The following is a 16,083-nucleotide window of genomic DNA, read 5'->3' as shown; positions in this document are numbered from 1 at the left end:
CACCGCCGGGTTCTCGTACTGCTCGAGCCCCCGCCGCGTGACCTCGATCGCCTTCTCCAACTTGTGTTGCAACGACGGGTAGTCCGCCGGATCCTCGCCCTCGCCGTCGGTGTAATCGACGTCGACGGAGTCCGGAAAGCTTGCGTCCATGTACGGCGGCACCTCCGGGTCGGCCGTGGAAAGTTAATCCCTCGATATTCGTCCCGCGGACCGTCACGACGCTCGGTGAATCGCTCCACGGAACCGCGACGACGGATCCGGGGAGGTGTCGTCTCGCGCCGGTACCGCGGGCGCGTCGCGTCGGTCCCGTCGTCCGGTCGGCTCGAACTGAACCGATAGCCGAGGAGAGGACGGCGATACGGGTCGTCGCCGGCGACGGCACCTCCGACAGTTTTGTCAGAAAATAATGATTTCCGAATGACTATTACGGTGGAGCGGTATGTGTTTAGTGATGATTAAAGGGGTAGAGGGAAGCCAAATCAACGAATCCGCCGAAACCGGGGACGGCCAGCGGTTGACGACGACCGACGTGTTCGACGTTCTCAAGAACGACCGGCGGCGGGCGGTCATGCGGTACCTCCACGAGCACGGCGGATCCGCGGAGCTCTCCGACGTCGCCGAACACGTCGCCGCGCGCGAAAACGACACCGCCGTTCGACAGCTCACCTCGCAGGAGCGGAAGCGCGTTCGCATCGCCCTCTATCAGTGTCACCTCCCGCGGATGGACGCGCTCGGGGTGGTCGACTTCGACAACGACCGCGGGACGGTCGCGCTTCGGGACGCCGCGTCGCAGGTTCAGGTGTACCTGGAGTTGGACCCCGAGGCCGACCGGAACGCGTCCGCGTCGGAGCGGACCGCGTTCCTGCTCGCCGTGGGTATCGCGGCGGTCGTCACGGCTGGAACGCTCGGGCTCGGAGTGCTCTCGGCGGTGCCTCCGGCCGGATGGACGATGGTGAGCGTCCTCGCGCTCGTCGGGATCGCCGGTCGGCAGTGGCGGGCCTGAACGGGGGTTCCGGATCCGCGGTCTTCACGCCGCGTTAACGGAATCATACCGGGAGCCGGCGAGCGACGGGACCGGCTCGAGAGCGGGCGTGGACCGAAATCCAGTGTTTACGTCTTTATAACAAAGCGAGGGTCCGGCGAAACGTGGACCATGCCTGATCCCCTTTTCGAGCTCACGAGCTTCCAACGGGATCTCCTCTACGTGATCGCGGGAGCCGAGAGACCGTCGGGACAAGAGATCAAAACGGAGCTACAGACGTCGATGGATGAAATCACCCACGGCCGGCTCTATCCGAACCTCGATACGCTGGTCGAGCGGGGGTACATCGAAAAGGGCGAGAGCGACCGTCGCACGAACTTCTACGAGCTGACGGAGAAGGGGATGGAGGGCCTCCGCGACCGCCGCCAGTGGGAGGGCCGCTACGTGGAGCTGTGATCGGTCGTCGACCGACGTCACCGCGCCCCGTCTCGGGGTGAAGCCGCCGCTATCGGTCGCGTAACCGGCGCCCGTACGCGTCGCGGCGGACGAGGAAGAGAGCGGTCAGTCGCCGGCGTCGACGTCGCCGAGAATCGTTCCGAGCAGCTTCCGCTCGGCGGTTCGGAGGTGGCGATTGAACGTCGGTTGGGTGATGTCCATCGCCGTCGCGACCTCCTCGCCGGTGCTCGCTCGCGGCCACTCGAAGTAGCCGCCGAGGTACGCCGTTTCGATCGCTTCCCGCTGCCTGTCAGTGAGTCCGTCGGAGAAGCCGGTCCGAGCGCCGGGACCGTCGCCTCCGGATCGGTCCCGACGGGAGCGGAGTCCGACGCGGTCGTACCGCTCCTCGAGGTGTTCGATTATCCGCCGCACGTCCACTGACCGCGGGAAGGTGGTCGTCAGTTCCACGCCGCCGGCGTCGGCGACCATCCGGCCGATACTCCCCCCGTGTGCGCTCACCCTGTCGGCCGCGGTGGCGCCGTTCACCGACGCCTCCAGGCGCCCGGTCGGTCCGCCGCCCATCTCGCGGATCGACTCCACGGCGCTCACCGACTCCGTCACGTCGGACCGGTCCCCGTCGCTGGTGAGGTACACCAGCGATCGACCGTCTCCTCGCGGGACGGTGCCCTCGACCCGGATCGGCTCCCCGAAGGCGGACGCGATCCGCGACAGGAGCGCGTCGGGGTCGTCGAGGCGCAGCTCCAGCTCCACGAGGGAGCCGGTTCGAAGCGACCGCCTGGTTTCCACGCTGCTGATGGCGTTCGCGACGTTGTCTCCGAGCTCGACGAGCAGGTCGCCGAACTCGTCGTCGAACACCGACCCCCGGTCGGCGTACACGGACAGGACGCCGTAACACAGGTCGTCGTACGAGAGCGGGACGCTGACGACCGAGCGGTATCCGCGCGCGAGCGCTCGCTCCCGCCAGCGCTCGCGCCTGAGCCCGTCCGACACGTCGGACACGCGGACGGGCTCGCCCGTCTCGACGGCTCGGACGCCCGGGAGCCCGGCGGTGTCGGCGGAGCGGTCGCCGCCGTCGGCCCCCGGAAGCGGAGCGTCCTCGCGCCGGAGCGCCTCGAGGAAGCCGTCGGACTCGCCCGCCCGCGCCATCGGGGTCGGATCGCCGCCGGATCGGTACGTCTCCCCGACCCAGACGAACTCGACGGAGTCGGCCTCGACGAGCGTGTCGCAGACGGCTGTCGCGATCTCGTCGAGGGTGTCCGCGTCGACGAGCTCGCCGTTGATCCGCCTGAGGAGGTCGTTGAGCCCGTCGAGACGCTCCAGTCGCTGTCGGTTCCGGGAGAGCTCGGTCTCGCGCTCGACGCTGTCGAGGGCCGCGACGGCGTTGGCGGCCAACAGGCCGACCGGCTCCTCGACGTTCCCCGCCGGCTCCGCGGAGCCGAAGTCGACGCGGAAGAGGCCGTGTCCGTCGAGCGTCGCGTACAGGGTGCGACCGGACGAGTCGTCGGGCTCGGTCGATCGCTCGACCACCCGCCCAGTCGGAGCGACCGCGTCCGCGTCGGTCGACGGGTCACCGCCGGAGGGGTCGTCCCTCGCGGCGTCGGCGACCCGCCGGAAGTGCGGGGAGGCGTCGCCGTCCGTCCGGACCGATCGGGCCGTGTCGATCGTCGTCTCGGCGGCGTCGGACCCGGCGGTGAACGCCTCCCAGACCGGGCTTCCCGGCCCGCACGCGTCGTGGTCGCCGCCGGACGCGGCGGCGGGGACCAGCCTCGCTTCGGTCCGGTCGAACGAGTACGTCACGACGGCGGCGTCGCCCCAGACAGAGGCGATCACGTCGACGATCGTCTCGAAGATCGATTCCCCGTCGTCGGCGCGGAGGAGCCGCCGGGCGGAGCGGCTCAGTTCGCGGAGGGCGCTCTCGTTCCGCCGGGTGTCGGTCACGTCCCTGATGACGCCGACGCGCCCGCGACGGCCGTCGTCGAACTCGACCGAGGAGAACTGCGTCTCGATCGGCAGCAGTTCTCCCGACGCCGTCCTTATCGACGACTCGATCATGCCGATGTCGGAGCCGTCGCCGCGGAGCATCGCGAGGATCTCCTCGGCCTTTTCGAGCGTCTCGCTCCCCGCGACCATCGACGCGTGCGACCCGACGAGCTCCTCGCGGTCGTACCCCGTCATCTCCGTGACCGCCTCGTTGACCGACGTGATGACGAACGCCTCGTTCAGCGTGTACACGCCGTCCTCCAGCGTCTCGAGGATGCGGTTCGACCGCCTGAGGTCGCGGCGCAGCTCGGAGTCCCGGGTGGCGTCGGAGACGAGCACGCCGACGCCGCCGCGGCCCGGGACCGCCCGGAACTGGAGCGTCGTTCCGTCGCCGGTCGTGACCTCCGTCTCGGTGACCCGGTCGTTCCGCTCGGCCGCCTCGACGGCGTCCCGAAGCTCCGGACCGAAGCTCGGGTCCGTCTCGCGCAGGTCGGTGCCGACCGACGCGTCGTCGGAGCCGAGCAGGTCGTCGACCGTCGCGTTCGCGTCGACGATCGCGTGCGAGCCGTCCGCGTACAGGAATCCGATGTCGGCCGTCGCGAGGAACTGACCGATCGCCGCCCGGTGGTCGGCGTCTCTCAGGTCCATCGACTCACCGTCGCGAATCGGCCTCCACCCCGGCCCGGTTTGAACACGACGACACGAGCGCCCGGGTACACATAAATCTCTCGTCACTTTCACGGAACACTATATTTCTCAGTGACATCAGTTCGAAATATCGACTGAGACGAGAGCCGGACGGGAAACGACGGATGAAAATCCCGGTTACGGAGCTTATATTTTGCCAAATATTCATATGAAGTATCGTGATTGTCACGCTTTCGTACTTATTATCATAATAAAAATGTGGAACAAAAGCCTTAACTGTGTTATGGTGGTGTTTACTGACATGGCACCCGAAGCTCGCGGGAACGTGGCGAACGACGGATGGGGGAAACCGGACCCCGGAGAGTACAGCCGGCGTGTGAACGATGTTACGCTCCCCCCAACCGCGCGGGAGTTCGCGGATCGCTACGCTCGCGTCATCGGGGAGCGGGATCGGTTCCTCTGGAAGTGGATACACAACCTCTTCGATAAGTTCACGTTAACGTCGGTTCCGGGCCGAGAACGGTCGGCCGTGTACGAACACAAGACGCTGTTGACGATGTTCGTGACGGTCCTCGATGACTTGGCCGAAAGCGAGGGGGATCAGGGGACGTTCGCCGTCGGTCGCCGGATTCCGTTCGGCGTCGACGCGACCGAGCGGATAGACGGGACGCCCGACGAGATCGACTACGGCGTCCTCGAATACCTCGCGGATCTGTGGGAGACGATCGACGCGGAGGTCAGGGAGGCGCCGCGGTACGGGGAGTTCGTCGACGTCTTCGAGTACGACCTCCGGCAGACGTTCAACGCGATGGAGTACTCCGGGCTCGTGAACGACAACCCGGCGATGGCGAACCGCGCCGAGACGGAGCGTCACGACGCGTACAACATGACGATGTTCCCGTACGCCTGCGTCGACCTCATGCACTCGCCCTCGTTCGACCGGGCCGAGCTGGGCGCGCTTCGAAGCATCCTCTGTGACCTCCAGCAGATGGCGCGGATCGGGAACTGGATCACCACTTGGGAGCGCGAGCTCGGCGAGGGAGACATCAGCTCCGGCGTCGTCGTCTGCGCGCTCCGTCGCGGCGTAATCGACTACGAAGAAATCGTCGAGGCCGACGAGACCGCCATCGAGGGGCTGGTCGACCGGATCCGGTCGCACGGCATCGAATCGGAGTTCACCCGCGAGTGGGACCTCCGCGACCGGACGGTCCGGAAGCGGACCGCCGAGGTGGAGAGCGTCGACGCGGAGCAGATCGTCGACGGTATCGAGTCGGTGATGAACCACCACCTCGCCAGCGAGGGATACAAGTAACGTCGGCGGGGCAGACCGGCGCCGTCAGCCCTCAGGGGAATCGATCGGCGCCGTCAGTCCTCGGCAACGGCCTCTTCTCCCGTGTCCACCGCGGCGGCATCCGCCGACTCCGAGAGGCGTTCGGCGGCCCGGTCGCGGTCCTCCGGGTACCCCACGTCGACGCGCCACCCGTCGAGGCGGAGCGCGTCGATGGTGCGGCCGGACTGGATGAGGAGGTCGATGGCGTCCGGCAGCTCGAACTCGCCGCGGTCGGAGGGTTGGACGAGGTGACACGCGTGGAAGATCGCGTCGGTGAACGTGTAGAAGCCGGTCATCACGAGGTTACTCGGGGGATCGTCTGGCTTCTCGACGACCTCGACGACCTCACCGTACTCGTTGGTGTCGAGCACCCCGTACCGGCTCGCCTCCTCGTACGGGACCTCTTCGACGAGGAAGGCGGCGTCGGCGCGCTCCTCCCGCTGTCTGTTGACCACGTCGGCGAGGTTCCCCCGGAAGACGTTGTCGCCGAGCATCAGCATGAAGTCGTCGTCGACGTGGGGCTCCGCCTGGAGGATGGCGTGCGCGAGGCCCAGCTGCTCCCGCTGGTGGGCGTACGTGATCGGGACGCCCTCGTAGGCGTCGCCGTAGCGGTCGATGATCTGCTCTTTCTTGTAGCCGACGACGACGACGAGTTCGGTCGCGCCGCAGTCGATGAGGTTGTCGAAGACGTCCTCGATGAGGGGCGTCCCGTCGACCTCCACGAGCACCTTCGGCTTGTCGTCCGTGAGCGGGCGGAGACGCGTTCCCTTGCCGGCGGCGAGCACGACTGCTTGCATACGTGTAGCGTCCGATCGACCGAGCAAGAGTATACGCCGGATAACCGGCGAACGAACGGGGCAGACGCCGGCGGTTCGGCGGACGATCGGCCGAGACGCCGACGGCCGCGGTCGGGAGCAGGCGCGGACGGCCGGAGTCGGGTGAGGCGCCGACAGAGATATCGCTCCTATCGGCTCGGCGCTCGGCGGCGCGGTAACTGGCCATTGCCGTCGATGAGCGGGCGGATATGAGACGAATAACGATGTAGGGTGTTAGATTAGTTGACAGTATGAGCGGAACAGGGAACGACGACGGGCGGACCGACGGCGGGGTGACGCGACCGAGCGCGGAGCCCCCCGACCGGGGTCCGACGCTCGAGGGAACGGTCGTGCGGTACGACGACAAGCCGGACGAGTGCACCCTCCACCCGTCGGAGCCGACCGAGCGGGAGTGCACGACCGCGTGGATCACCGCCAAAGAGGGGAGCTACGTCTCCGCTGTCGCGTGGCGGTGAGCGGTCGGGACCGCGTCCGATCGGGCGGGCGGCAGGAGGCGACTCAGCGGTCGATGTCGGGTCGCCAGTCGTTCGGCAGTCGCTCGCGGTCGCCGTCGAGGCGGGCGATGAACGGTTCGATCCGCGAGAACGCCGAGCCGGCGGCGACGGTCCCAGCTTCGCGGTCCCACCGGACGACGTCGTGCTCCGCGAGCTTCGGCAGGTGGTTGTGGTTCAGCGACATCTCCACGGGCTCGGGTATCGACCCGTCGACGGTCTCCTCTACGGGGACCGGTTCGTCGCCCACGTCGTCGGCCACGCGGTCGTAAATCGTCAGCAGCACCGCTCGTCGATGCGCGTTCGAGAGAAGCGTCAGGCACGTGTCGGCGGTCAGCTCTTCGTCGGCGTTCCGGGGGCCCGTCACGCCGCTCACCTCTCCTCGTCGGCGCTGTCCGCCGGGAGAGCGTCCTCGCCGGCGCGGATACCCGTTATCGTGCGCGAAATGTGAGCGATCATACCAGACGAAACGGGAGTTTCGCCCATTAGTAACCACCACGTATCGGTTCGAAGCGGGACACCGAGCGCCGGTTGTCACTGCTTAACAATATCGTTACTCCGCTTACCTGAGAGATCATGAGCGCGCGGTTCCCCGCGGTCAGACGAAACGAGGGGTCATCGGCGCCGACACGGAGACCGAGACGGTCCGGGAGGTGGCTACCGTGACGGAGTTCACCGAGATCAGGAACGGGCGGATCGTCACGCCGTCGGGCGTCATCGAGGGCGGTCGCGTCGTCGTGGCCGGCGAGCGCATCGTCCGGATAGACCGGTCCGAGGGCGACGCGTCGGGCGGCGGGACGAGCGTCGACGCCGCCGGTCGGGTCGTCATGCCGGGGCTGATCGACCTCCACGGAGACGACATCGAGGGGCAGTTCGCGCCGCGGTCCGGCGCCGAGACGGACCCGACGGCCGCGCTCGCCACGACCGACCGCATGAACGTTCTCCACGGGGTGACGACGAAGTTCCACGCCCTCGCGTTCGAGGAGGCGCCCGACGACGGGCGGAGCCTCGAGAACGCGGCCCGCCTCGCCCGGACCGTCGACCGCGGGGCGGACACGCTCGGGGACAACCGCGTGCACGCGCGCTGCGAGCTCGCCGACGCGAGCGCCGCCGCGGTCGAGGAGCTGATCGCGGAGGTCGACGTCGACCTCGTGTCGGTGATGCACCACGCCCCCGGGGACGGCCAGTACGACGCCGAGTCGTTCGAGCGGCACTACGTCGAGGACCGGAACTGGCCGGTCGACGCCGCCGCGGCCGCCGCGGAGGAGCGAAGCGGGATGGACGCCGCGAGCCGGGACCGTCGGATCGCTCGGATCGTCGAGCTCGCTCGGCGCGTCGGCGCCCCGCTCGCGTCCCACGACGACGAGTGCCGGGCGGACGTCGAGACGATGGCGGACCACGGGACGGCGATCAGCGAGTACCCGCTCACGATCGACGCGGCCCGTCGCGCGAAGGACCTCGGCCTGGCGACCGTGATGGGCGCGCCGAACCTCGTGCGCGGCGGGAGCCTCTGGGACAACCTGAGCGCCCGCGACGCGATCGAAGCGGGAGTCCTCGACGCCCTCTGTTCCGACTACCACCCGGCGTCGCTGCTCGCGGCGCCGTTCGTCGAGACCGGCGAGCCGCTGTCCGCTCGGGTCAACCGGGTCACGCGGAACCCGGCCGACGTCGCCGGGCTGCCGGACAGGGGACGGATCGAGGTCGGCGCCCGCGCGGACCTCATCGTCGTCGACCCGTCGCCGACCCCGACCGTCGAGCGCGCGATGGTCGCGGGGTCGGAGGCGATTCGAACCGGCGAGGCGACGGCGACCGAAACCCCGCCTCGGCCGGTCGGGCGCTGACCGGTCCGCCCGGCCCGACCGCGAGCGAGCGCGGGCCGGTCGACGGTCACACGTGTCGGATTAACAAGGTATGAACGCGCGTCCGCGTTCGGTCGGTGCCGCTATCCTGCGTATAGTAAAATGACCGCCTTCCCCTCCGAGAGGTATGACAGAACCCGAGACGGCGACCGACGTCAACCGCCGGTGCGGCCGGTGCGGGTCGGCCGTGAGTCGGAGATTCGTGCGCGTGTTCGGGATCGGCGACAGCGTCCACGGCTGTCTCGACTGCCTCCCGCGGAAGCGGCTCTCGAACGGCGAAGCCGCGCGGCGTGAGGACGCGGACCGCGAACGCTCGTTCCGAGCGCCGTAGGCGGCCCCCGGCGCGTGTACTCGGAGTCGTGCGCCGTCTCGAGCGTCGCGCAGGTCACCGGTCGCGACGGCACGAATCTTCGCCCGGGTTCCGGTGCTGCGCGTCCGCGGGAGAACGTCACCCTGCGTTGGTACCCGTCCTGAATGCCGGGTCTTCACGCGGCCGAGCACCGGCCGCCGAACTTCCTGCCGGCCGGGTCGAGACGCGCCTCTCCCTTCACCGGTGCTCGCGTCGGACCGGCCTCCCGTCGCTGTCGCCAGGCCTTGTTCCGCGAGTTGCGTCCCGCGCCGCCGAGCTCACCGGACGGCCCGGAGGACGCTGTCGCGACGTACGACGAGGTGCCGGACCGTCGCGGTCGCATCGAGGACGCTGTTTTTGATTCTCCAGGCCGCTGTGGCCGACGTGCGCCCCTTCGCCGACGAGCCGTCGCGCACGCGGACGTACGCGCTTCGGCTCTCCGACGGAAGCAGCCGGACCGGAGCAAGGGCCGGTCCCCTCGACGACGACCCCGGGACCACTGACCGTCGCGCCCGCCTCTGAACGACCACGTCCCCCCCGTATCGTGGCCGTTCGCGTGGACGTCGCCCCCCGTCAACCTGGTCCGCGTCCGAACCCGGCCGGTGTCACCGTTCTTCCCGCCGCCGACCCGCCGTCGTCCACGCATTCATCGCTCCGACCCGTCGTCGTAACCGCCCCGCCGACCCACCGTCGTCACGCCCACCTCCGACCCGCCCGCCGGGAGTCGCCGCTCGTTGGCCTCCAGCAGCTCCCACGGTCGACCGACGTCCATCCACTCCGCTAACACCGCGTAGCCGAGCTCCTCGCGGGCCATCACCCGAGCCAGCACGTCGGTGAGCTCGCGTTCACCCCGTTCGCTCTCCGGCACGTCGAGCATGTCGACCGTCTCGGCCGGGAACGAGTACGCGCCCGCGTTGACGAGGTCCGCCGCCGGGTCGCTCGGCTTCTCCCGGACCGCCGTCACCGCGTCGCCGTCGACGGTCAACACGCCGTACTGGGTGGGGTCGTCGACGCGGAACGCGCCGATCCGCGGCGGCGACTCGAACAGCCGGCGCAGGTCCGCGCCGCGGTACAGCGAGTCCCCGTTCAGCACGGCGAACTCGTCGTCCAAGTGGTCGGCGGCCGCCGCCAGCGCGTCCGCGGTGCCGCGCTGCGACTCCTGAACCGCGTACCGGACCGGGACCCCTCGATGGCTCTCACCGAAGTGCCGTCGGATCCGGTCGGCGCCGTAGCCGACGGTCACCACGAGCTCGTCGGCGCCGGCCTCGACGGCGGCGTCGGCGACGTGTTCGACGAGCGGCGCGTCGGCCACCGGCAGCATCGGCTTCGGCGTCGACTCCGTCAGCGGACCCATCCGCGTCCCCCGTCCCGCGGCGAGGATGACTGCGTGCATGGGTCGTCGATACCGCGGACGGAGAGTTTAGTATGCGGCTGCTACCTCGAGGCGATCGCCGCGTGGATCGTCGGTACGGCCCTCGTCCCGCGAGAAACCGCCGGCCGGAGGTCTCCGCTCGTCGACGGGCGTGCGCCGACAGAGCCGCTATTATAAAGAAACCGGGGCGGGGGCCGTACCGCAACTGACGCGGGTGTCCGGGGTCATGGGACAGTCGACTTCAGCCGCGGTACGAGTTATGTGTTGCCGGTACGCATATTTACTATACATGCCATATATGTAGTACGCTGTAATTACCGAAGACGACCGTGACTGACGACGGGAGTGTGCCGGCTTTTACCACGACCCAAACGACGTCAGCGTCCGGGCGCGACGCCGGATTCGCGCCTCGGCTCCGACGGCGGACTCGGAGACGAGCGGCACCGCCGGTAGCCGATCGGTCCCGCGGATTCGCCGCGCTCAGGGCCATCGACGCGGAATCGATACTGTTTATAGACACGACGGCATCCTGTAACTAAGGCCCCAATGCACACGATGTCCCACACCAATAACGACCGTGCGTCCGCCGGAAATGACACGACGATCGTCGAGCGTGTCGCGACCGCGGCCGACACGTCGACGACGGTGACGATCGTCCGGGCGGTAGCCGAGGCTGAGTCGGTTACTCCGGGTGAGCTACCGGTACTGGCCGACGTAATCGACCCCGAGTCGCTCGAAGGTCTCTTCGACTCGGACCCCGCCGTCGGACGCTCCGGCGTACGGCTCTCCTTCGAATACTGCGGCTACGTAGTGGAAGTCACCGACGAACTCGTCACGCTCCGGAAGTAGCGGCGGAGACCGCACTGATCGTCGGGACGTCCCGGGTTTCTGTCGTCGCCGATACAGTTTTTCTCGCTGCCGCCCGTCCCGTCTGTCGGAAATCGCATCGAAACGGTAGTCGGAGTAGGACGGACATAACGGTCGTACGGCTTTTCGGTCTGTCGACCTCCAACTCGACAGGTCGCGAAAGGTTCTGCATTACAATGCTTCCCCATACGGCATGGCATGGCATGGATCGTCACGTCCTCCACGGTACGAAAGCGCAGTCAGACGTGTGCATCAGCAGCGTTGTCGGTTGCACCGGCGGCGCCGTTCGTCGGGCACCGGCACGCGACGCCGGAGTGAAGCGATGAGCGCCCTCGAACAGGCGGTCGTCCTCGCGGCCGGGGAGGGGCGGCGCGTCAGGCCGCTCACTCGCTACCAGCCGAAGCCGATGCTCCGGGTCGCCGGGCGGCCGATACTGGAGTACCCGCTCGACGCCGTGGTCGACAGCGGCGTCGACCACGTCGTCCTCGTGGTCGGCCACGGGCGGAACCGGATCCAGAACCGGTTCGAGAACTCCTACCGCGGGGTCGACCTCACCTACGTCACGCAGTCGACGCAGCTGGGGAGCGGGCACGCGCTGGAGGCCGCGGCCGACCGCGTCGACGGGGAGTGCCTCGTGGTGAACGGAGACAACGTCATCGACGAGACGATGGTGCGGGTCACCGCCGACCGGTACGCGGAGTCGGACGCCGCCGCCTGCCTCGCGGTCGTCACGTCCGACCGAACCGGCGAGTACGGCACGGTGGGCGTGAAAGACGGGGTCGTCGATCGGATCGACGAGCACGGCGACGGCGCGTCGGCGCGGATCGACGCCGGCGTGTACGCGTTCGACCAATCGGTGTTCGACGCGCTCGACCGGACGGAGTACGAGGACGGAGAACGTCCGCTGACCGGCGCGATCGCCGAGCTGGACGGTCCCGCGATCGCCGCGACCCCGAACGGCGCCTGGTTCGACCCCTCCTACCCGTGGGAGCTCCTCCGAACGAACGAGCGGATCCTCTACGCCCATCCGACGCTCGCCGGCGTCACCGAACAGGTGAAGGAGTCGGCGCGGGTCCACGAGTCGGCCGTCGTCGGCGAGAACGTGCTGATCGGACCGGACTGCAAGGTGTCGGCCGGCGCCGTCGTGAAGGGCGGCACCTGTCTCCTCTCCAGTACGATCGTCGGCGAGAACGCGGTGATCGAGGGGTCGATCGTCGGGCCCGACTCCCGCGTCGGCGCGAACGCGCTGCTCCGAGACACCATCGTCGGCGGCGGCGCGACTATCGGCGACGGGACGGTATCGCCGGGCCGCTCGGCCACGCTCGTCGTCGACGGGGACGAGTACGCGGACCGTCGGCTCGGGGGCGTCGTCGCGGACCGCGCCACCGTCGGCGCCAACGTCACGATCACCCCGGGCTGTCGGATCGGGCCGCGCGGGACGGTCGCGCCGGGTATCGCGCTCCGTCGCGACGTCCCCGAGAACGCGGAGGTGGTGGCGTAATGTGCGGAATCACCGCCCGCGTCGGCGAGGGGCCCGCGGTCGCGGAGCTCCTCACCGGGCTCCAGAACCTGGAGTACCGCGGCTACGACTCCGCGGGGGTCGCCACCGTGACGGCCGACGGGATCGACGTGGTGAAACACGAGGGCGAGATGGACGTCCTCTGCGACGCCGTCGACCGGTCGGCCGTCCGCGGAGCGACGGGGATCGGACACACCCGGTGGTCCACGCACGGGCCGCCGACCGACGCGAACGCGCACCCCCACACCGACTGCCTCGATCGGGTCGCGGTCGTCCACAACGGGATCATCGACAACTACGCCGAACTGAAGACGGAGTTGTCCACCCACGAGTTCACGAGCGACACCGACACCGAGGTCGTCCCGCACCTCTTAGAGGAGTTCCGCTCGGCCGGCTACGGCCCGGAGGAGGCGTTCAGACGGACGATCGATCGCCTCTCGGGAAGCTACGCCATCGCCGCGGTGTTCGAGGGCTCGGACACCGTGTTCGGCACGCGAAGCGGGTCGCCGCTCGTGCTCGGCCGCGCGTCCGACGCGTACTACCTCGCGAGCGACGTGCCGGCGTTCCTCGAGTACACCAACGAGGTGGTCTACCTCCGCGACGGCGACGTGGTCGCGATACACCCGGACGGGCACGCGATCACCGACACGGACGGGGAGCCCGTGGAGCGCTCGTTCGAGACGGTCGACTGGGACCCCAACGACGCCGGGAAGGGCGGGTACGACCACTACATGCTGAAGGAGATCCACGAGCAGCCGGCCGCGCTGCGACAGACGATCCGGGGTCGCATGGATCCGCTGGAGGGCCACGTCGAGTTCGAGGAGCTCCCCGACGACGCGTTCGACGGGATCGAGTCGGTTCACCTCGTCGCCATGGGTACCTCGCACCACGCGGCGGTGTACGCGACGACGCTGCTCGCGGACCGCGGGATGCCTGCGCAGGCGTTCCTGTCGGGGGAGTACGGGTCGAACCCGCCGCCGGTCGACGACAGCACGCTCGTCATCGCCGTCACGCAGAGCGGCGAGACCGCCGACACGCTCTCGGCGATACGGAGCATCCAGGGGACGGGCGCCCGCACGCTCGCCCTGACGAACGTGGTCGGGTCCACGATCACGCGCGAGTGCGAGCACACCGTGTACATCCGCGCGGGCCCGGAGATCGGCGTGGCCGCGACGAAGTCGTTCTCCTCGCAGGTGGCGACGCTGATCCTGCTCAGCGAGCGGCTGAGCTACGACACGAACGGCGCGAGCCCGCGCGAGTCGAGCGAGCTGCTCAGCTCGCTCGCGGCGCTGCCGGCCGACGTCCAGCAGATCCTCGACGAGCCGGACGCGGAGTCCGTCGCCGCCGCGTACCGGGACGCCGAGTCGTACTTCTTCATCGGGAGGGGAGTCGCGCATCCGGTGGCGCTCGAGGGCGCGCTGAAGTTCAAGGAGATCACGTACGACCACGCGGAGGGGTTCTCGGCCGCCGAGCTCAAACACGGTCCCCTCGCGCTCGTCACCGAGAACACGCCGGTGTTCGCCGTCTTCACGGGACGGAACGACACCAAGACGCTGCACAACGCCAAGGAAGTGAGCGCGCGCGACGCGCCCATCATCGCCGTGAGCGCCGACAGCAACGCGAAGATCGACGACTACGCGGACCACGTGCTTCGGATCCCGGACACGCACCAGCACGTCGCCGGTATCCTCGCGAACGTCCAGCTCCAGTTGGTGTCGTACATGGCGGCCGAGGAGCTCTCGCGCGCCATCGACAAGCCGCGGAACCTCGCGAAGAGCGTCACGGTCGAGTGAGGCGGTGGCCGGGCGGGCGCGCGGTCCGTCCGCGAGGGCCGACGCGCGGTCCGTCCACGGGCCGAAACGCGCGATCCGCACGCGGTGGACCCTCGGCCGGACCCGCGAGGGTCGGACGCGCGCTCACGAGCGACGAGGATTGGTCCGCCAACCGGCGTATTAACGCGTTGTTAACGAGTTTAATCGGGGGAAACGTCAGCAGGACCCGGATTCGATCCGAGTCGCGGTCGACGTTCTCATATCGAGATAACACCGACGAGTAAGGTCATCGAGAATTAATTTCCGTATATCTAAGATAGGTGTATGCGTAACGTTTGTCGATGTCAGCGGGAAAATCAGGGTCACTCGGCAGCCAACCGACGGGGGGAACAGAACGCGATTCGTCGGAAGCGGACGTCGCTAACCTCGACGACATCGGAAAGACGTCGCGCTCGGACGGCGCGGAGGTAACCAAGGGTGAAATATTCGACCTGTTGAAGAACCGGCGGCGACGGATGGTTATCCATTTCCTACGGGAGAACGACGGCGAGTCGGTGCTAAACGACCTCGCCGAGCACATCGCTGCGGAGGAGAACGACACCACCGTCCGGCAGCTCTCCTCCGACCAGCGGAAGCGCGTCTACATCGGGCTCTACCAGTGTCACCTCCCGAAGATGGACTCGCTCGGGGTGATCGACTACGACAAGAACCGCGGGACGATCGAGCTGCAGGCGTCCGTCGCGCAGCTGTTGGAGTACATGGACCTCGACGAGGACGACCGGGAGGACGCGGAGGAGAGGGAGCGGACGTGGGCGGTCCCCGCCGTTGCGGGCTGCGTCACCGTCCTCGTCACGGCGGGCGCCGTCGGTCTCGGCCGCTCGCCGCGGTGCCCGCCGCGACGTGGACGCTGCTCAGCGTCGTCGGCATCCTCGCGATCGTCGCCCTGCAGTACGCGGGCTGACCGCGAGCGCGGGCTCAGTCGCTGACGAGGTGCGCGAGGAAGTGGTACTCCCGCTGTTTGACTTCCGTTTCGTAGTACTGGAACGCCGCGAGCAACAGCAGCGCCGCGGCGAACGCGACGCTCGTCACCGGCGGGGCGATCCCTACCAACTGGACGACGGCGAGCGCGCTGCCGACGATCGCGAGCGCTCCGTAGTACACCGGCCATCGTCTGCCGGGCTCCGACTCGGTCTCTAGGATCGCTTCGACCTCTTCGATCCGGTCCGTCAGCGACACCGTCTTCGTGTCGCTGTCGTACCTGACCAGGCCGACCTCCTCGAGCTTCGGAACGTGCGTCTGGTACAGCGAGATGTAGAACCGCTTGACGATGTCGTCGTCGACCTCGTCCTCGCTCTCGGCCTCGGCCGTGTCGCTCGCGAGGTCCCGCAGCACCGCCTCGCCGCCGCGCCGGTGGAGATGGTACAGGATCAGCCGTCGCCGCGAACTACTCAACACCTCGAACACCTCGTCTTTCGTGATTTCCTCCATGGGTTCAAAACTCCGCTTCGCGCGCGGACGACGGACAGGGTTCCTGCGATTGGCTTGGCTGAATAAGTACCCGATCAACCCATACTTAGTTTGTTATCACCCCCATATCGGCGCTATTCTCTGCCTGATTGCCC

The 16,083-nt window shown here is 68.3% G+C and carries 15 protein-coding genes and 2 pseudogenes; 11 read left to right on the top strand and 6 right to left on the bottom strand.

Going from position 1 to position 16,083, the window contains the following annotated elements:
• A pseudogene (locus DJ82_RS05130) lies at window positions 1–150 on the bottom strand (nodulation protein); the annotation flags it as partial.
• Between the two features lie 301 nt (window positions 151–451).
• Between DJ82_RS05130 and DJ82_RS05125 the strand changes: the two are divergent.
• Both DJ82_RS05125 and DJ82_RS05120 read left to right on the top strand, forming a co-directional pair.
• Window positions 452–1,003, top strand: coding sequence for a hypothetical protein (locus tag DJ82_RS05125; protein WP_094581218.1), 552 nt, complete (start codon window positions 452–454; stop codon window positions 1,001–1,003).
• A 150-nt stretch (window positions 1,004–1,153) separates the two neighbouring features.
• On the top strand, window positions 1,154–1,438 hold the full coding sequence (locus tag DJ82_RS05120) for a PadR family transcriptional regulator (protein WP_094524644.1): 285 nt from the start codon (window positions 1,154–1,156) through the stop codon (window positions 1,436–1,438).
• Window positions 1,439–1,543: 105 nt separating this feature from the next.
• Here the strand turns inward: DJ82_RS05120 and DJ82_RS05115 are convergent, their stop codons facing one another.
• Window positions 1,544–4,066 carry a bacterio-opsin activator domain-containing protein gene (locus tag DJ82_RS05115; RefSeq protein WP_094581217.1) on the bottom strand — a complete coding sequence of 841 codons (2,523 nt, stop codon included), beginning with the start codon at window positions 4,064–4,066 and terminating at the stop codon, window positions 1,544–1,546.
• A gap of 301 nt (window positions 4,067–4,367) precedes the next feature.
• Here DJ82_RS05115 and DJ82_RS05110 point away from each other — a divergent pair, with 301 nt between their 5' ends.
• The gene (locus DJ82_RS05110) at window positions 4,368–5,378 is read left to right on the top strand and encodes a hypothetical protein (protein WP_094524646.1); all 1,011 of its coding nucleotides are present in this window, start codon (window positions 4,368–4,370) and stop codon (window positions 5,376–5,378) included.
• Between the two features lie 53 nt (window positions 5,379–5,431).
• Here DJ82_RS05110 and aglF read toward each other — a convergent pair whose 3' ends face one another.
• Entirely contained in the window at window positions 5,432–6,193 is a 762-nt protein-coding gene (gene aglF, locus DJ82_RS05105; RefSeq protein WP_094557626.1) for a UTP--glucose-1-phosphate uridylyltransferase AglF, read from the bottom strand.
• Window positions 6,194–6,462: 269 nt separating this feature from the next.
• On the opposite strand from aglF, the gene DJ82_RS05100 reads away from it, so the two are divergent.
• Window positions 6,463–6,687 carry a hypothetical protein gene (locus tag DJ82_RS05100; protein ID WP_241881429.1) on the top strand — a complete coding sequence of 75 codons (225 nt, stop codon included), beginning with the start codon at window positions 6,463–6,465 and terminating at the stop codon, window positions 6,685–6,687.
• 43 nt (window positions 6,688–6,730) lie between these two features.
• Here DJ82_RS05100 and DJ82_RS05095 read toward each other — a convergent pair whose 3' ends face one another.
• The gene (locus tag DJ82_RS05095) at window positions 6,731–7,099 is read right to left on the bottom strand and encodes a hypothetical protein (RefSeq protein WP_094527240.1); all 369 of its coding nucleotides are present in this window, start codon (window positions 7,097–7,099) and stop codon (window positions 6,731–6,733) included.
• 286 nt (window positions 7,100–7,385) lie between these two features.
• On the opposite strand from DJ82_RS05095, the gene DJ82_RS05090 reads away from it, so the two are divergent.
• The 3 genes from DJ82_RS05090 (at window position 7,386) to DJ82_RS14760 (ending at window position 9,453) form a co-directional block, all read left to right on the top strand.
• On the top strand, window positions 7,386–8,564 hold the full coding sequence (locus DJ82_RS05090) for an alpha-D-ribose 1-methylphosphonate 5-triphosphate diphosphatase (protein WP_094524656.1): 1,179 nt from the start codon (window positions 7,386–7,388) through the stop codon (window positions 8,562–8,564).
• A 145-nt stretch (window positions 8,565–8,709) separates the two neighbouring features.
• Window positions 8,710–8,913, top strand: a complete 204-nt coding sequence (locus DJ82_RS05085) for a hypothetical protein (protein ID WP_094524649.1) — start codon at window positions 8,710–8,712, stop codon at window positions 8,911–8,913.
• Between the two features lie 375 nt (window positions 8,914–9,288).
• On the top strand, window positions 9,289–9,453 hold the full coding sequence (locus DJ82_RS14760) for a hypothetical protein (protein WP_158217278.1): 165 nt from the start codon (window positions 9,289–9,291) through the stop codon (window positions 9,451–9,453).
• A gap of 199 nt (window positions 9,454–9,652) precedes the next feature.
• Here the strand turns inward: DJ82_RS14760 and DJ82_RS05080 are convergent.
• Window positions 9,653–10,324 (bottom strand): annotated as a pseudogene (locus DJ82_RS05080) (sugar phosphate nucleotidyltransferase); the annotation flags it as partial.
• A 525-nt stretch (window positions 10,325–10,849) separates the two neighbouring features.
• Between DJ82_RS05080 and DJ82_RS05075 the strand changes: the two are divergent.
• From DJ82_RS05075 to DJ82_RS05060, 4 genes are all read left to right on the top strand, one after another.
• The gene (locus DJ82_RS05075) at window positions 10,850–11,152 is read left to right on the top strand and encodes a HalOD1 output domain-containing protein (RefSeq protein ID WP_241881428.1); all 303 of its coding nucleotides are present in this window, start codon (window positions 10,850–10,852) and stop codon (window positions 11,150–11,152) included.
• Window positions 11,153–11,492: 340 nt separating this feature from the next.
• Window positions 11,493–12,671: a sugar phosphate nucleotidyltransferase gene (locus DJ82_RS05070; protein ID WP_094581215.1), complete on the top strand. Its 1,179-nt coding sequence runs from the start codon at window positions 11,493–11,495 to the stop codon at window positions 12,669–12,671.
• On the top strand, window positions 12,671–14,482 hold the full coding sequence (gene glmS, locus DJ82_RS05065; RefSeq protein WP_094581214.1) for a glutamine--fructose-6-phosphate transaminase (isomerizing): 1,812 nt from the start codon (window positions 12,671–12,673) through the stop codon (window positions 14,480–14,482). Before DJ82_RS05070 ends, glmS begins: the two co-directional genes overlap by 1 nt.
• Window positions 14,483–14,802: 320 nt before the next feature.
• Window positions 14,803–15,447 carry a hypothetical protein gene (locus DJ82_RS05060; protein ID WP_241881427.1) on the top strand — a complete coding sequence of 215 codons (645 nt, stop codon included), beginning with the start codon at window positions 14,803–14,805 and terminating at the stop codon, window positions 15,445–15,447.
• Here the strand turns inward: DJ82_RS05060 and DJ82_RS05055 are convergent.
• Window positions 15,437–15,949, bottom strand: coding sequence for a hypothetical protein (locus DJ82_RS05055; RefSeq protein ID WP_094522199.1), 513 nt, complete (start codon window positions 15,947–15,949; stop codon window positions 15,437–15,439). The genes DJ82_RS05060 and DJ82_RS05055 overlap by 11 nt on opposite strands.
• Window positions 15,950–16,083: the final 134 nt, after the last annotated feature.

The organism is Halorubrum sp. Ib24, assembly GCF_002252745.1.
Taxonomy (GTDB): Archaea; Halobacteriota; Halobacteria; order Halobacteriales; family Haloferacaceae; genus Halorubrum.
Note: the sequence above shows the minus strand (reverse complement) of the source record. Positions and strands in the feature narration are given on the sequence as shown.

Excerpts from the sequence above, each read along its gene's own strand:
- DJ82_RS05110 (WP_094524646.1), top strand. The coding sequence starts at position 4,368 with ATGGCACCCGAAGCTCGCGGGAACGTGGCGAACGACGGATGGGGGAAA.
- aglF (WP_094557626.1), bottom strand. The coding sequence starts at position 6,193 with ATGCAAGCAGTCGTGCTCGCCGCCGGCAAGGGAACGCGTCTCCGCCCG.
- DJ82_RS05075 (WP_241881428.1), top strand. The coding sequence starts at position 10,850 with ATGCACACGATGTCCCACACCAATAACGACCGTGCGTCCGCCGGAAAT.
- DJ82_RS05055 (WP_094522199.1), bottom strand. The coding sequence starts at position 15,949 with ATGGAGGAAATCACGAAAGACGAGGTGTTCGAGGTGTTGAGTAGTTCG.
- glmS (WP_094581214.1), top strand. The coding sequence starts at position 12,671 with ATGTGCGGAATCACCGCCCGCGTCGGCGAGGGGCCCGCGGTCGCGGAG.
- DJ82_RS05060 (WP_241881427.1), top strand. The coding sequence starts at position 14,803 with ATGTCAGCGGGAAAATCAGGGTCACTCGGCAGCCAACCGACGGGGGGA.
- DJ82_RS05120 (WP_094524644.1), top strand. The coding sequence starts at position 1,154 with ATGCCTGATCCCCTTTTCGAGCTCACGAGCTTCCAACGGGATCTCCTC.
- DJ82_RS05115 (WP_094581217.1), bottom strand. The coding sequence starts at position 4,066 with ATGGACCTGAGAGACGCCGACCACCGGGCGGCGATCGGTCAGTTCCTC.
- DJ82_RS05070 (WP_094581215.1), top strand. The coding sequence starts at position 11,493 with ATGAGCGCCCTCGAACAGGCGGTCGTCCTCGCGGCCGGGGAGGGGCGG.
- DJ82_RS05085 (WP_094524649.1), top strand. The coding sequence starts at position 8,710 with ATGACAGAACCCGAGACGGCGACCGACGTCAACCGCCGGTGCGGCCGG.
- DJ82_RS05100 (WP_241881429.1), top strand. The coding sequence starts at position 6,463 with ATGAGCGGAACAGGGAACGACGACGGGCGGACCGACGGCGGGGTGACG.
- DJ82_RS05125 (WP_094581218.1), top strand. The coding sequence starts at position 452 with ATGATTAAAGGGGTAGAGGGAAGCCAAATCAACGAATCCGCCGAAACC.